This is a genomic window from Polaribacter sp. IC073, assembly GCF_007997075.1.
GTDB lineage: Bacteria > Bacteroidota > Bacteroidia > Flavobacteriales > Flavobacteriaceae > Polaribacter.
Genome location: NZ_VORS01000002.1, coordinates 345400 through 360236, shown reverse-complemented (window position 1 = coordinate 360236; position 14837 = coordinate 345400). Strand labels below are relative to the sequence as shown.

At 30.5% G+C, this 14837-nt stretch carries 13 protein-coding genes; 9 read left to right on the top strand and 4 right to left on the bottom strand.

The features are described from left to right. Nucleotides 1-56: 56 nt before the first annotated feature. Complete coding sequence (locus tag ES045_RS04445) at nucleotides 57-596, top strand: 1-acyl-sn-glycerol-3-phosphate acyltransferase (RefSeq protein ID WP_147113019.1); 540 nt, start codon at nucleotides 57-59, stop codon at nucleotides 594-596. A gap of 138 nt (nucleotides 597-734) precedes the next feature. Here ES045_RS04445 and pepT read toward each other — a convergent pair whose 3' ends face one another. Both pepT and ES045_RS04435 read right to left on the bottom strand, forming a co-directional pair. Next, nucleotides 735-1976 (bottom strand): peptidase T, encoded by a 1242-nt coding sequence (gene pepT, locus ES045_RS04440; RefSeq protein WP_147113016.1) that lies wholly within the window; start codon nucleotides 1974-1976, stop codon nucleotides 735-737. Nucleotides 1977-2541: 565 nt separating this feature from the next. Beyond that, nucleotides 2542-3582: a WD40/YVTN/BNR-like repeat-containing protein gene (locus ES045_RS04435; protein ID WP_147113013.1), complete on the bottom strand. Its 1041-nt coding sequence runs from the start codon at nucleotides 3580-3582 to the stop codon at nucleotides 2542-2544. A gap of 45 nt (nucleotides 3583-3627) precedes the next feature. Between ES045_RS04435 and ES045_RS04430 the strand changes: the two genes are divergently transcribed. Both ES045_RS04430 and ES045_RS04425 read left to right on the top strand, forming a co-directional pair. Continuing rightward, a complete protein-coding gene (locus ES045_RS04430) occupies nucleotides 3628-4596 on the top strand; it encodes a patatin family protein (RefSeq protein ID WP_147113011.1) in 969 nt (322 codons plus the stop codon). 14 nt (nucleotides 4597-4610) lie between these two features. Then, complete coding sequence (locus ES045_RS04425; RefSeq protein WP_147113008.1) at nucleotides 4611-5516, top strand: DUF72 domain-containing protein; 906 nt, start codon at nucleotides 4611-4613, stop codon at nucleotides 5514-5516. Nucleotides 5517-5633: 117 nt separating this feature from the next. Here ES045_RS04425 and ES045_RS04420 read toward each other — a convergent pair whose 3' ends face one another. Together ES045_RS04420 and ES045_RS04415 are read right to left on the bottom strand one after the other, a co-directional pair. Further along, nucleotides 5634-7118, bottom strand: coding sequence for a S41 family peptidase (locus ES045_RS04420; RefSeq protein ID WP_147113005.1), 1485 nt, complete (start codon nucleotides 7116-7118; stop codon nucleotides 5634-5636). Between the two features lies 1 nt (nucleotide 7119). Further along, complete coding sequence (locus ES045_RS04415; RefSeq protein ID WP_147113002.1) at nucleotides 7120-8574, bottom strand: S41 family peptidase; 1455 nt, start codon at nucleotides 8572-8574, stop codon at nucleotides 7120-7122. Nucleotides 8575-8743: 169 nt separating this feature from the next. On the opposite strand from ES045_RS04415, the gene ES045_RS04410 reads away from it, so the two are divergent. The 6 genes from ES045_RS04410 to ES045_RS04385 all read left to right on the top strand — a co-directional run bounded on the left by ES045_RS04410 (nucleotide 8744) and on the right by ES045_RS04385 (nucleotide 14225). Further along, nucleotides 8744-9253 (top strand): RNA polymerase sigma factor, encoded by a 510-nt coding sequence (locus ES045_RS04410; protein WP_147112999.1) that lies wholly within the window; start codon nucleotides 8744-8746, stop codon nucleotides 9251-9253. Next, nucleotides 9240-9674, top strand: coding sequence for a hypothetical protein (locus tag ES045_RS04405; protein WP_147112996.1), 435 nt, complete (start codon nucleotides 9240-9242; stop codon nucleotides 9672-9674). The genes ES045_RS04410 and ES045_RS04405 overlap by 14 nt, the downstream gene beginning before the upstream one ends. A 42-nt stretch (nucleotides 9675-9716) precedes the next feature. Then, nucleotides 9717-10229 (top strand): DUF4252 domain-containing protein, encoded by a 513-nt coding sequence (locus ES045_RS04400; protein WP_147112991.1) that lies wholly within the window; start codon nucleotides 9717-9719, stop codon nucleotides 10227-10229. Between the two features lie 56 nt (nucleotides 10230-10285). Further along, the gene (locus ES045_RS04395) at nucleotides 10286-10828 is read left to right on the top strand and encodes a DUF4252 domain-containing protein (protein WP_147112987.1); all 543 of its coding nucleotides are present in this window, start codon (nucleotides 10286-10288) and stop codon (nucleotides 10826-10828) included. A gap of 202 nt (nucleotides 10829-11030) precedes the next feature. After that, the gene (locus ES045_RS04390; protein ID WP_147112981.1) at nucleotides 11031-13472 is read left to right on the top strand and encodes a M1 family metallopeptidase; all 2442 of its coding nucleotides are present in this window, start codon (nucleotides 11031-11033) and stop codon (nucleotides 13470-13472) included. A gap of 255 nt (nucleotides 13473-13727) precedes the next feature. Then, nucleotides 13728-14225, top strand: coding sequence for a T9SS type A sorting domain-containing protein (locus ES045_RS04385; RefSeq protein ID WP_147112978.1), 498 nt, complete (start codon nucleotides 13728-13730; stop codon nucleotides 14223-14225). Nucleotides 14226-14837: the final 612 nt, after the last annotated feature.

Sequence of the window (14837 nt, the reverse complement as noted above, 5' to 3'; positions counted from 1 at the left end):
ATAATAAGATAAAATCTTTATATTCGGTATTTGTAAACAATTAATAGAAGATATTTTTGAAAACACTCGCTAAATTTATTTTACACACTCTTTTAGGTTGGAAAGTGGAAAACGGTTTTCCGCAAGAACCTAAAAAATACATCGTTATTGCTGCTCCGCACACTAGTTGGGTAGATTTTCCTATTGCCATGTTAACAAGAATGAGTCAAGGTACAATGGTTCATTTTATAGGTAAAGGATCTCTTTTTAAATGGCCTTTTGGTTGTTTTTTTAAAGCTTTGGGTGGCACACCCGTAGATAGAAGTAAAAGCAATAACTTAGTAGATGCCGTTATTCAACTTTTTAATTCGAAAGAAGAGTTTCGGCTAGGTTTGTCTCCTGAAGGTACTAGAAAAAAAGTAGAAAAATGGAAAACAGGCTTCTATTATATTGCAAAAGGAGCAAATGTACCTATTGTAATGGCTACATTAGATTTTGAAAATAAAAAGGTAAAAATATCCGAACCATACTATACCACTGATGATATGGAGGAAGACTTTAAAATATTTAAACTTTTTTATAATAATATAAAGGGGAAAAACCCTGAATTATCATAAAGATAGTATCTAAATCAATAATATTTACTAAATTTGTGATTGTAAATAATTTTTAATAGAGATTAGGGGCTTTATTACTTAGAAATTTACAAAATAGCATACGCTATGAAACGAGTCTCCAGTTTACTGGAGACTTTTTTATGCACTCTTTTCTACCACTTTTTGGGCAATTCCTACAATTACTTCTGTTGCTTTTACCATTGATTCTACAGGAACATATTCAAAACGACCGTGAAAATTATGTCCGCCAGCAAAAATATTAGGACAAGGTAATCCTTTGAAAGATAGTTGAGAACCATCTGTTCCGCCACGAATAGGTTTAATAACTGGTGTAATACCTATTTCTTTCATTACTTCTTCTACCAAATCTACAATATGCATTACAGGAACAATTTTTTCCTTCATATTAAAATACTGATTCTCAATTTCAACTTCAATTAAATCTTGCCCTAATCTTTCATTAAAATCAAAGGCAATTCTTTGCATTAAGTATTTTCTTTGCTCAAACAAATCAAAATCATGATCTCTTATGATGTATTCTAAAACTGTTTTTTCTACATTTCCAGACATATCATGTAGATGGAAAAAACCTTCATAATCTGTCGTTTTTTCTGGAACTTCTTTTGGTGGAAGTGATGCAATAAATTCATTTGCAATATGTATGGAGTTAATCATTTTTCCTTTTGCATAACCAGGGTGTACAATTTTACCGGTAATGGTCACTTTTGCACTTGCAGCGTTAAAGTTTTCAAATTCTAGTTCTCCAATCTGACTTCCATCCATGGTGTACGCCCATTCTGCATCAAATTTATTCACATCAAATTTATGAGCACCTTTACCAACTTCTTCATCTGGTGTAAAACAAATTCTAATTTTACCGTGTTTTATTTCTGGGTGCTGAATTAAATATTCCATGGCAGTTACAATTTCTGTAACACCTGCTTTGTCATCTGCTCCTAAAAGCGTTGTACCATCTGTAGTTATTAAAGTTTGCCCTTTGTATTGCAACAAATCATCAAAATAATCTGGCGAAAGAATAATCTTTTTTTCTTCGTTTAGAATAATGTCATTTCCTTGATAATTTTCTACAATTTGTGGTTTTACATTTTTTCCTGTAAAATCTGGACTTGTATCTATATGTGCTACAAAACCAATTGTTGGCACTCTGTGTTCTATATTGCTAGGTAAAGTTGCCATGATGTAGCAGTTTTCGTCTAGATCTACATCTTGCATTCCAATATTTTTTAAATCTTCTACCAAAACCTTGGCCAAATTCCACTGTTTTTCTGTGCTTGGAAACGCAGGATTGTTAGGATCTGATTCTGTATCTATAGTTACATATTTTATAAACCGGTCTGTAATCTGCTTTTTATCAATCATTTTTTTGTGCTATTTTAATTTTTTCTAGTAATATTATTGCTTTACAACGTCTTTCGTTTATCAAAAGAATTGCCATAAATTTCTGCTTTTATAAACAAAGAACGCTCTTTATTTATCTTTGAAAGAATTTGTAACTATTTATACGTATACTTCCCTTTTTTTCTAATTAAAACTACAAAATAACCAGGCTTATTTAAAAAAGTAAATTCTTTTGCTTTTTTCTGAATAAGTTTGTCTACTAAATTATCAAGCTCTATTTTTAGTTTGAAAATGTTGTTAATTGCTATAGTATTAGAAATAGAATTTACATCTAAAAGGATGGTTTCTGTAAGTTGTTTCGTAGTGTCTGCAGCATATATAGAAGATTATACTTCATCTGTATAAAAGCTAGTTTTCCAACTTGTTGGTCAATGAATAGAAAAATTGTCTTTTAAATCTTTAATGACTTCTAAATTACTAAAGAATGTTTCTTTGCAATTAAAACTTTCTTTTAATTCTGATGACTAATTGCTAAAAAAATAGGGGAGAAGCACTATAAACGGCTATAATTTAACTAATTATATCGCTACAATTCAAGTTTTCCTATTTTTTGATGTCCGCTTAACCATGCCGTGTTTTCGTCTATAAACTGAATCGCATAATAAGATTCTTTAGAAACTTCGGTCCATGTTAATCCGCCATCATTAGAAAAAGAAACCCCTGTTTTACCTACAGCAAAAACTTCTTTCCCAAAAGTATTTGGTACATATTGCACACAACTTTTATAATTTGGCTTTTGGTTATCTGAAACTAAAGTCCAAGTTTTACCACCATCTGCAGTAATTGCTTTATTTGCTTTATTTTCTAGAGGTTTAGAATAATCGCCACCAACTATAATTCCGGTATTCTCATTAAAAAAATCAATAGAATAAATACCTTGTGGACCATTTCCTTGAATTATTGGAGTCTCGAATACTTGCCAAGTTTTACCATAATTTGTAGATTTTAAAATTCTAGCATTATTTCCTCCAGAAGCAATCCATACGGTGCTACCAATTGTTTTTATGTTGGTATTACTTGCTGCAAAAAAAGCTTCTCCTTTATTAATTTCAGGTAAATTATCACAAGGAATTTTATTCCAATTTTCTCCACCATCTTCCGTTACAATAATAGAAGCACAGTTTTCTGTAGGATCGCCAACGGCAATTCCGTGCAAATTATCATCAAAAAAAGTAAGTGCATCATAAAAAACATTGTCATCTTCTTCTACATACTGTAAAGTTGCTTCCCCTTCAGAAATTTTATATAATAAAGCCGGATTCCCAATAGACAACGCAAAATAATCTGAACCGTTAAAGCCTAAGCTTCTAAAATGCGGAATAATAGAATCTTGGTATCGAATGTTTAACGCATTCCAAAGTGTACCATTGTCTGTTGTATAACCAACATCGCCATTTGAACCCGCGTAAAAAATAGTTTCACTATCTACTACTTGAATTGCTCTAATACTAGAACTATCCATTTTAAAGGCTTTAATAGACACTTGTTCTATAATTCTTGGTTTGTATTCTTGTTTGCAAGCTATTAAAAAAAGGAAAGTAAAAATAAGTACGATTATTCTTTTCATTTTTGATATTTTTATAGCACTAAAGTAAACAAATCATAATAGATAATGAAAAAAGCATTGGTAATTTCTGGTGGTGGAAGTAAAGGCGCATTCGCAGGAGGAGTTGCGCAATACTTAATGAAGCATGAAAATAAGAAATATGATTTGTTTTTAGGAACTTCTACCGGAAGCTTAATGGTTTCTCATTTAGCATTGGGTATGTTAGATGAATTAAAAGAATTATATACCAATGTAAACCAAGAAAGTATTTTTAGCAACAATCCCTTTAAAATTAAGAAAATTGCGGGTGAAAAAGTAATTACCATAAACCATTTAAATACTTTTTGGAACTTTTTAAACGGAAGAAAAACATTCGGAGAAAGCAAAAATTTACGTTCGTTAATTAAAAGGAACATTACAAAAGAAATGTATGTAAAAATTAGAGCAGCCAACAAAGAGGTTGTGGTTACGGTTTCTAATTTAACGGCAAATCAAATAGAATACAAGTCGATAACAGATTGTACCTATGACGATTTCTGTGACTGGATTTGGGGTTCATGTAATTATGTGCCTTTTATGAGTTTGTTAGAAAAAAATCATTGCCAATATGCAGATGGAGGTTTTGGCTCTTTAGTACCAATTAGAGAAGCTATTTTAAAAGGAGCAACCGAAATTGATGCAATTATTTTAGAAACAGAAGTTACTCAGATTAACAGATTGCCAGCTACTAACCCCTTTTCTTTGTTATTTGATGTGTTCGATTTTATGTTGACACATGTAGAAAGACACAATATTACTATTGGTAAATTAGCGGCTTCAAATAAGGATATTAAGCTAAATTTATACTATACACCAACCGTATTGACCACAAATTCTTTGGTTTTTGATCAGAAATTAATGAAGAAATGGTGGAAATCTGGTTTTAATTATGCCAAATCTAAAGATGAAGAAAAAATGAGTGAGTTTAGACCAGATATTCTTACCGATCAAGAAATGGAAGATTCTGCGGAAGATTTAGAAAACTTAAATATTTAAGAAAGTATTTTAGTATGAAATTCGGAAAAGTTGAAAATCCTGAAAATATTGATTTTACCCTACCAGAAACAAACTCTAATACATTTAAAGTTTTAAGTACTTTTCAAAAACCAAAAAAACCAACAGTTTTTGTTGGTTGTGCAAAATGGAATCGTGCAGATTTAAAGGGTTTTTATCCAAGAGGAACCAAAGACGAGTTGGTATATTATTCAAATCAGTTTAACGCTATTGAACTGAATGCTACTTTTTATAGAAATTTTCCTGCACAGCAATTTGAAAAATGGTACGCTAAAACTCCCGCTAATTTTAAATTCTTCCCGAAATTAGGGCAAGAGATTAGCCATTGGAAACGCTTAAATGGAGTGACTGAAGTGACCAACTCTTATATTGACCATTTTAGCAATCTTCAAGAAAAACTAGGAACCATTTTCTTACAATTGCATTCTAATTTTGGTCCCAAGAATTTTAATATTCTTCAAGATTTTGTAGAAAGCTGGCCGAAAAACCTTCCTTTGGCAGTAGAAGTAAGGCATAAAGATTGGTTTTTTAATACAATGATCTCTAGTGAGTATCAACAACTTTTAGAAGAAAATAACATTGCAAATGTTATAGTAGATACTGCTGGTAGAAGAGATATGTTGCACATGAGATTAACCAATAACGAAACTTTTATTAGATATGTTGGTGCGAATCATCCGACAGATTATGATAGGCTAGATGATTGGGTTTTAAAATTAAAGGAATGGACTGACGCAGGTTTGCAAAATATTAATTTCTTTATTCATCAAAATTTAGAAGAAGCATCTCCTTTACTTGCTGCGTATTTTATTAAAAATCTAAATGCTGAATTTGGTTTGGATTTGAAAATTCCGAAGGAAAAAGAGGCGGATTCTTCTGATGGACAAATGAGTTTGTTATAAGTATTTTTTTGACTTCAAAAGTTAGAAAAAGAGAAAGCGACATTATAATTTCTATAATGCCGCTTTAAATGTTATGGCTACTTTATCTTCCATAAAAAATAAATCACCACATTCTTCCTAATATTTTATCAATTCTGAATACATATTGTTACCTGCAGGAGTGGCTAACTTAGAATTAAAAATTTCTTCTGTTTTTACAAAATCATCTTTTTTAGAGAAAGATTTAGAGCCTGTAGAAATATACTTCAAAGTTCTGTCTAATAATGGGTCTGATCTTTCTCCTATAACACCTAAATCGCCAATATTTTCCGCTAAATTTATTCCTGTAAAATTTATTCCAGGAATAATTCCGTTCGGGTAATTTTTATCGTCTTTATTTTTAATTTCTAACACCAAAGGTTGCATTGCATACGTATGTTTGGTGTTTAAGTTAGCGCCTGTTCTCTGTAGATTATCAGAATCATATAATGTAATAGAACCCACTTGTTTACCAACTGTTGTAGTACCAATTACTCTTACATCTATGTGTGCATCTAAAGAATTAATAACCAATTCAGATGCTGAGGCAGAACTTCCTGTAACTATAAAATAGACTCTTTGTAAATTTAAACTGTTAATGGCTTCATCTACAACCACGTTATTATTACGATCTGTTTTTTTAATTCTTGTAGGGAAATTATTGATAAAGTTTTCCGCAGGTAAAGCTGCCATTACCTTACTATTCCATACTTCTTTAGAATATACTTCATCTGAAAATTGACCAGTAACCATACTTCCTAAAAAACCTGCGGTATTTGTAGAACCACCTCCGTTGTAGCGTAAATCGATAATTAAATCGTCTACTACTTCCGTTTTAAAAGTACTAAAGACGGCATTTAAATCTTGGTCATAAGAACTTGCAAATTGGTTGAACATTAAATAACCTATTTTCTTAGATCCATCTGTAATTACTCTAGAATCTGCTATCGGGTTTTCTTTAATTTCTGTTTTATCTAAAGAAACTGTTGTATTATTTGCGATCGGATTTCCAGAATTATAATCTGCCAATCCTATTGAAAAAGAAATAGCATTACTAAATAATAAACCTCTAAAATTACTATCTGTAAGCTGAGTTCCGTTTACAGCGCTAAAATACATGCCTCTTGTAACACCTAATGTTGCTGCGCTAGAACCAGGAATTACATAACGTACATAACCAAAAATCTTTGTAGTACTATTTGCATATCTTACCAAACCAAACTCCATTCCTGTGCTTAGATTTATACCTTGAAAAGAATTCTCTAAAGCAACATAATCATCAACAATCCAAGAAAAACGATCTATGGTACCTGGTTGCTTTAATAAACTATTAAAGGTTTCTTCTGGCGTTGCGTATCTTCTAAAATAAGTGTAAATTTCTTCTAAATTACTAAACCTATTGTCTGCTAATGTTGGTACATCTTCTTGCCATAAATAGTAAAGATTTAAACCTTTCCATATAAAATTATTAATTTCATCATTTGTAGTAACTGTATAACCTTGACTTAAGCCATCTGCTTCCTTATTGCAAGAAGCTGTTAAAAATAAGATGGATAGTAAACTAGCTAAAATGTATTTCTTCATATTAATTGTTATTAGGTAAATCTTGCCTTATAAATACGCCTTTATCAATTTCTCTTTGAAAATCTATAGAGCTGTACAAAAAGGTTAAACCGTTAGCGTTACACGCAACACTTGGACTAGTACTTCCTGTTGAAACATATTCTAAAACTCTATCTAAGATCGGTTCTGATTGATCTCCCAAAATTCCTAAGTCTAAAATATCTTCATTAGGACAAAGCGCAATGTTTGGCATAAATCCGTTTTCATAGGTTTGGTCGTTTTTATTTAAGAAACTTAACACAATAGGTTGTATCGCTACCGTATGTGTTTCATTTCTTAGTTCAAAATCATAATCTTCAGAATTGTATAAAGTGATCGCACCCGTATTGTTACCCACTGTATTTGTACCAATGACATGTACGTTTATATGCGGTTTTAAACTGTTAATTAATAATTCGACAGCAGAAGAACCAGAGAAGTTATTTCCGTTTAAAACAATATAAACATCTGTTAGATTTAAGCTGTTAAAGTTTGTTGTTGGATTTAATTTTGCAGGGAATTTAGTTAATAAAGAGTCTGGCTGGTTTGCTTCAAACCAAGGTTGTGCTTTCGAATTCCATTCTTCCTTTATAAAGACTGCATCTGTAAATTGCCCAGTAATCATGGTTGCTAAGTTGGTAACGTTTTTGGCAAAACTACCACCACCTATATTATATCTCAAATCTAAAATAAGTTCGTTAACCGATTGATTTTTAAAGTTTAAAAAAGTGTTGTTTAAATTGTTTATTGAAGTTTTAGAAAAGTTATTATGGTACATTAAATAACCAATATTATCTGTACCAATAGTAAAAGTCTTTTCTAAAAAAACAGTATCATAATCATAAATTTGTTTTTCTAAAGAAACAAATTTAGTATTTGGGGTAACCGTTGTTCCATCAAAATTTACCATTGTTAGATTAAAAGTGTCTGCACCATTTATTAATAAACTTTCAAAATTTGTTTGTGTTAATTGAATACCATCCACAGCATTAAAAAATTCACCACGAAGTATATTTTTTGTTGCCGCATCAGAATTTGGTAAAATATGAGTTACATAACCAATTACATTTTGTGCATTATTAGGTTCTTCAATAATTCCAAATTCCATTCCGTTTAAAAAACCAGTTCTTGGCGCATGATTATTTAAGCTTGTATAGTCTCCTAATAAAGACGATTTTACATCCGAAGTTAATACTAAGCTAGAAAACAATGTATTGTAGTCTGCAAAACCAGTTAAATAAGCATTTAATTGCTGGTCTGAACTAAAACGTCTGTCAGATAAATCTTTAATATCATCTTGATGCAGATAATAAGCGTTTAAACCTTTCCAAACAAAATCTTTTACCACCAAATTTTCTGGTAAGTTGTATTCTTTAGAACATTGAACAAAGAAAATAGCAAGTATTACTAGGTAGAAAGCTTTTAAAAGGTGTTTCATTTATAGAATAAATATGAATTGTTTCGTAAATCTAACGCAATATAAATAGAATTAGTATTATTTTTAAATTCTTGTGTAACAAATTAAATTGTTACTCGTCTTAATGATATAGACTTGATACTATGAAGATAGTAATTATCTCGTTTATAAATTAATCAACCAAACCTAAATGAACCAATCAGACTTTTTAAAAGTTGTTTTACCATTTAAAGATAAGGTCTTTAGATTAGCAAAAAGATTGTTAGTTTCTACAGAAGAAGCTGAAGATGCTACTCAAGAACTGATTTTTAAATTGTGGAGAAGCAAAGAAAAAATTGCTGATTATAAAAATGTTGAAGCATTTGCAATGACAATGACGAAGAATTATTGTTATGATAGATTAAAATCGAAGCAAGCAAGTAATTTAACATTAATACACAGTAATTATCAAGAAAAAGAAACGTCTTTAGACAAGAAACTGGAGTATAGAGATAGTGTAAACCAAGTACACCAATTGATAGAAAAGTTACCCGAGCAACAAAAAGTTATTATTCAATTAAGAGATATTGAGCAATATGATTTTGAAGAAATCTGTAAAATGGTAGAGATGAAACCAACAGCAGTAAGAGTTGCATTGTCTAGGGCAAGAAAAACAATTAGAGAAGAATTAACTAAAAAACACAACTATGGAGTTAGCTAACATAGAAAAATTAGTAGAAAAATATTTAAACGCAGAAACTTCTTTGCAAGAAGAAACAACCTTGAAAAACTACTTTACAGCAGGGAATGTTGCACCACATTTGCAAGAATATGAAAGTATGTTTAATTATTTTGCGATTGCAAAAGATGAAACGTTTACAAAAACCTTAAAGTTAGAAACTAAGAACTCTAAAAAGAGCAACTTTAAATGGTTGTCTGTAGCAGCATCGGTAGTATTGTTGTTAGGCGTATTTGTTGGCAAACAGCAATATGACAAAAATCAACAAAGAAAAGAAGCGCAAATAATTTATGCGCAAGTAAGTAAAGGGCTAGAATTGTTATCTAAAAACTTAAAAAAAGGAGAACAAGCTGTAGCCACTTTATATACTTATGAAAACACAGTAAATAAAATATTAAAATAAAACCAAGTAAAAAAAGAGTAAAACCGAGTAAATACAGAAATTATGAAAAAAATAATCCTATTAATAGCGTTCATTGTTACTTCAATGGTAACTAGCGCACAGTCCTTATTCGATTCTTTAGAAGAATTAGATGGCGTAGACATGGTAGTTGTTACCAAAGATGCTTTTGAATTGTTGTCTAAATTTAGTCCAGAAAAATTTAAAGATAGCGAAGAAATGCAAGTCTTTCAAATGATAAAAGATTTAAAAGAATTTAAAATGTTTTCTACGGAAGACAAAGCTATTGCAGACAAAATGGAGACCATGGTAAATTCTTCTATAAAAAAACAAAACTTAACACAATTAATGCGAATTAAAGAAGATGATACGCGCGTTAAGATCTATGTAAAATCTACAAAGAACAAAGATTTTGTAAGTGAAGTTTTAATGTTTATTAAAGGAATTGATAAGAGAACAAATGGAATGTCTGAAGCAATGATTATTTCTTTAACAGGAAACATTGATATTAATAAAATGTCTGATTTAGCAGATACTTTTACTAAAAAGAGCAAGTAACAACAGGTAGTGTCAGGTTTTAAAAAATCTGACGCTACTTTTATAAAACCAGCCAAATGAAAAATATAACAAAAATACTTTCGATATTAACGTTAATTTTGATGATAACTTCATGTAAAAATGAAAAATCATTACAAAGCTACTTAGTAGATACCAGCGGTAAAGAGGGCTTTTATACGGGCGATTTGCCAGTAAGTTCTGTACTTCCTGTAAAAGCAGCTGTTTCTGAAGAAGTAAAGAAAACCATTAAAAGTATCAAGAAAATAAATGTCGCTTTTTTACCTAAAACAGCAGAAAACACAGCTGCTTATGAATTAGAAAAAGGGAAACTTAAAAATATTTTCACAGACAATGATACTTACAAAAGCTTAATGTCTATGAAGGTAAAAGGCATGAATATAAATATTTATTATTCTGGAGATACAGATGCTATAGATGAAGTTATTGCTTTTGGATATGGAGACGAAGCCGGAGTAGGAGTTGCTAGGATATTAGGCGAAAACATGAATCCTGCACAAATAATACAGCTATTAAATAGTGCAGCTATTGATGGAGATAGTGACTCATTAAAACAATTCTCTAAAATGTTTAACAAGTAAAACGCACGTTTTTAAGATATAAAAGCCTCAATTTCTTTTGAAATTGAGGCTTTTACTTTTTAAGTTCCTCTTTGTAATGAGAAGTAAACCAGTTGTATTCTTAGGTTTCAGTACAATTTGGTATACTTTTTGAATTTAACTGCTCATTAACAAGTTCTATCTTCATATTTAGTATTTTTGAAGCTAGAAGAAAACATTATTTATGAAGATTAAAAATTGGATCCTAGTTCTTTTTGTGGCAATTACCACCATTGGTTTTTCTCAAAACAACTTAATTTATAAAGCAGAAAGAGAAAAAACGCACAATTTAATTCATACCAAATTAAAAGTTGATTTCAATTTTACCGAAAAACAATTAAATGGTGAAGCTTGGATCACTGCAAAACCTCACTTTTATGCAACAAATCTATTTACCTTAGATGCAAAAGCCATGTTAATTCATGAGGTTTCTTTAGCTGGAAATAAACTAGATTATGATTATGACGATTATAAAATCACAGTAAAACTTCCGAAGAAATATACAAAAGAAGAAGAATTTACCATTTATATAAAATACACCGCAAGACCAGAAAAAGTAAAAGAAAAGGGGAGTGCTGCAATTACAGATGCAAAAGGGTTGTATTTTATAAATGCCGAAGGTGCAGATAAAAATAAGCCGACACAAATATGGACGCAAGGAGAAACCGAAGGAAGCAGTTGTTGGTTTCCTACAATTGATGCTCCGAACCAGAAAACAACGCAAGAGATTTACATGACCGTTCCTAATAAATATGTAACACTTTCCAATGGTGCATTGATTAGTCAGACTAAAAACGGTGCAAACAGAACAGATTATTGGAAAATGAATCAGAAACACGCACCCTATTTATTCTTTTTAGGTGTTGGTGAATTTGAAATTATAAAAGACACCTATAAAGATATTGATGTAGATTATTACGTAGAAAAGGAATATGCAAAGTATGCGAAAGATATTTTTGGAAACACACCAGAAATGATGCAATTTTTCTCAGAAAAACTAGGGGTAGCTTTTCCTTGGAATAAATATAGCCAGATTGTAGTAAGAGACTATGTTTCTGGGGCAATGGAAAACACAACAGCGGTGGTTCACGGAGAACAAGCCTACCAAACAAAAGGGCAGTTAATTGATGAGAACACACATGAAAACACCATTGCTCATGAATTGTTTCATCATTGGTTTGGTGATCTAGTAACTTCAGAAAGCTGGTCTAATTTAACTTTAAACGAGTCTTTTGCTAATTATAGCGAGTACTTATGGCAAGAATATAAATACGGACAAGAAGCTGCAGAAATGCAGATGTTTGAAAACAAGAAAATGTATTTAGACGGACAAGAAGCTGGTAAAAAATTAGTCCGTTTTGAGTATTTAGACAAAGAAGACATGTTCGATTTGGTGAGCTATAATAAAGGTGGCGCTATTTTACATATGTTACGTAATTATGTTGGTGATGAAGCTTTCTTTGCAAGTCTAAAAACCTATCTAAATAAATATAAATACCAAGCTGCAGAAGCCCATCAATTGCGTTTGGTATTTGAAAAAGTAACCGGCAAAGATTTAAACTGGTTCTTTAACCAGTGGTATTTTGGTGCAAATCATCCAAAAATTGATGTTTCTTACGATTATAACAAACTAAGAAAAACAGTAACTGTAAATATTCAGCAATTACAAGCAGAAAACTTTCAATTCCCTTTAACCTTAGATATTTTTGAAGGAAATAAGAGAAGAAGAGAAACTGTTTTTATTGAAAAAAATGACGCTTCATTCACATTTGATTTTAAAACACAACCTACTTTAATTCAAGTAAATGCAGACGGGGTTTTATTGGCGGAAATTAATGAGAATAAAGTGTTAAGTGATTATATTTTTCAATTGAAAAATGCTCAGAATTATGCGCACAGAAGAGAAGCTTTGTTAGAAGTTGTAAAAAAACAAGAGGATAAAGATGCTTTTAATGCAGTAGTAAGTGCCTTGGATGATTCTTCTCATAAAATTAGAATTTTAGCTTTAGAAAAAATCGATTTAATTAATAAATTCTCTAAAAAAGATGCGATTGATAAAATTATGAAAGTCGCAAATTCTGATAAAAAAACATTAGTGCAAGCTGCAGCAATTGAGACTTTAGGGAAATTAACAGATCCAGAATTAAAGCCACTATTTGTTAAAGGGTTAGAGAGTGAATCGTATGCCGTTATAGGAAAGTCTTTAGTTGCCACGTATTATGTAGATAAAGAATTGGCAATAAAAAAGTCTAAAGAATTACCAGACGAAATAAGAAAAATTTTAGCAACACCATTAACTAAGATTTTTATAGAATCGAATGACGAAACAGAATTGCCTTTTATTGCAAAAAGTGTGGTTTCTGGAATGTTTTTAGCTGGTGATGGCACTACAAAAGTATTATACGAAAAAGCTTTTAAGATGATTTCTAAGAGTAATAATATAGTAGCAATTCAGAATTTGGTAGAAGATATGGTTGTTAAAGGAAATCAGTACAAGAAATTTAGTTTCGATAAAGTGGTTATTAATCTAATGAGAACTATGATTAAAGATCAAGAAAAAAGTGATAATTCTAATAAAGAAAGAAATATTGCAATTGTAAAAGAAGGAATGATGGGTTTATTATAATCTCTTCACATATACTTATATATATTTAGAAAGAATACTTTAACTTTTTAAATATCAAGAACATAATAATCACTGCTTTTAGAATAATGTATTACTTGTAATTTACAAGTATTAACAAATCATTAAATAAGGTTAAAAAAAAGCAGGTATAAATACCTGTTTTTTTTAACTAACTAAGTATAAGTAGTTTTAGAGTAGATTTTTTAATTATTTTTAGCGCACCTAACTTAATAATAATTAAAAAACTATTTAAAAATGAACCTCAAATTTTACAGTAACAAGCACTTTTATCCCCTTGTGTTGGTACTTTTTTTTGCATTTAATATATCTGCACAAAATGTATTGCTATCTAGCTATGGGGAAAGTAAAAATAATACCGGGCAAGTAAGTTATTCCGTCGGTCAAATAATAAATAACGTTACATCTTCATCAGGTAAATCTTCAATTTCTACTAGTATACAACAACCTTATGAAGTTTTTAAAGTATTAAATGCAGACAATAATAGCATTGTTCAGTTAATACAACCTTTTCCGAATCCTACTAAAGATATTTTAAATATTAAAGTGAACAACTTTACAAAAGGTAGTCTAAAATATCAATTATATAATATTAAAGGAGCCATGGTAGATAGTAGTACTATTGATTCTTCACTTTCTTTAATTTCAATGAAAAATAAAGCAATCGGATTTTATTTTTTAAAAATAATCAACAACCAAAACTTAGTTCAAATATTCAAAATAGTTAAAAAATGAAAAAAATATACTTTCTATTAACAGTCTTTTTAATTACAGCAAATGTATTTAGTCAAAGTCCTAATAAAATCGGTTACCAAGCTATTGTAAGAGATGCAGATAATAAGTTAATTAAAGAATTACCAATAGGTTTACAGATTAGTATTCTACAAGGATCTGAATCTGGTTCGAGTGTTTATTCAGAAACACATGCCATAGACACCAACATGAATGGTTTAATGAGTGTTAATATTGGTAACGGTAATAATCCATCAACTATTTTTAAAGAGATTAATTGGGCAAATGGTCCTTTCTATATTAAATCTGAAATAGATATAGACGGAGGTTCTAATTATACAATTATTGCGACAAGCGAATTATTAAGTGTTCCTTTTGCTTTATATGCATTATCTTCTGGAGATTCTAAAACAGGAGCTCAAGGAATTAAAGGTGAAACTGGAGAGAAAGGAGATACCGGAGCAACAGGATCGCAAGGTCTAAAAGGTGAAACTGGAGAGAAAGGAGATACTGGAGCAACAGGAACGCAAGGTTTAAAAGGTGAAACTGGAGACAAAGGAGATACTGGAGCAACAGGAATTCAAGGTTTAAAAGGTGAAACTGGAGAGAAAGGAG

Excerpts from the sequence above, each read along its gene's own strand:
- pepT (WP_147113016.1), bottom strand. The coding sequence starts at position 1,976 with ATGATTGATAAAAAGCAGATTACAGACCGGTTTATAAAATATGTAACT.
- ES045_RS04435 (WP_147113013.1), bottom strand. The coding sequence starts at position 3,582 with ATGAAAAGAATAATCGTACTTATTTTTACTTTCCTTTTTTTAATAGCT.
- ES045_RS04430 (WP_147113011.1), top strand. The coding sequence starts at position 3,628 with ATGAAAAAAGCATTGGTAATTTCTGGTGGTGGAAGTAAAGGCGCATTC.
- ES045_RS04425 (WP_147113008.1), top strand. The coding sequence starts at position 4,611 with ATGAAATTCGGAAAAGTTGAAAATCCTGAAAATATTGATTTTACCCTA.
- ES045_RS04420 (WP_147113005.1), bottom strand. The coding sequence starts at position 7,118 with ATGAAGAAATACATTTTAGCTAGTTTACTATCCATCTTATTTTTAACA.
- ES045_RS04415 (WP_147113002.1), bottom strand. The coding sequence starts at position 8,574 with ATGAAACACCTTTTAAAAGCTTTCTACCTAGTAATACTTGCTATTTTC.
- ES045_RS04410 (WP_147112999.1), top strand. The coding sequence starts at position 8,744 with ATGAACCAATCAGACTTTTTAAAAGTTGTTTTACCATTTAAAGATAAG.
- ES045_RS04405 (WP_147112996.1), top strand. The coding sequence starts at position 9,240 with ATGGAGTTAGCTAACATAGAAAAATTAGTAGAAAAATATTTAAACGCA.
- ES045_RS04400 (WP_147112991.1), top strand. The coding sequence starts at position 9,717 with ATGAAAAAAATAATCCTATTAATAGCGTTCATTGTTACTTCAATGGTA.
- ES045_RS04395 (WP_147112987.1), top strand. The coding sequence starts at position 10,286 with ATGAAAAATATAACAAAAATACTTTCGATATTAACGTTAATTTTGATG.
- ES045_RS04390 (WP_147112981.1), top strand. The coding sequence starts at position 11,031 with ATGAAGATTAAAAATTGGATCCTAGTTCTTTTTGTGGCAATTACCACC.
- ES045_RS04385 (WP_147112978.1), top strand. The coding sequence starts at position 13,728 with ATGAACCTCAAATTTTACAGTAACAAGCACTTTTATCCCCTTGTGTTG.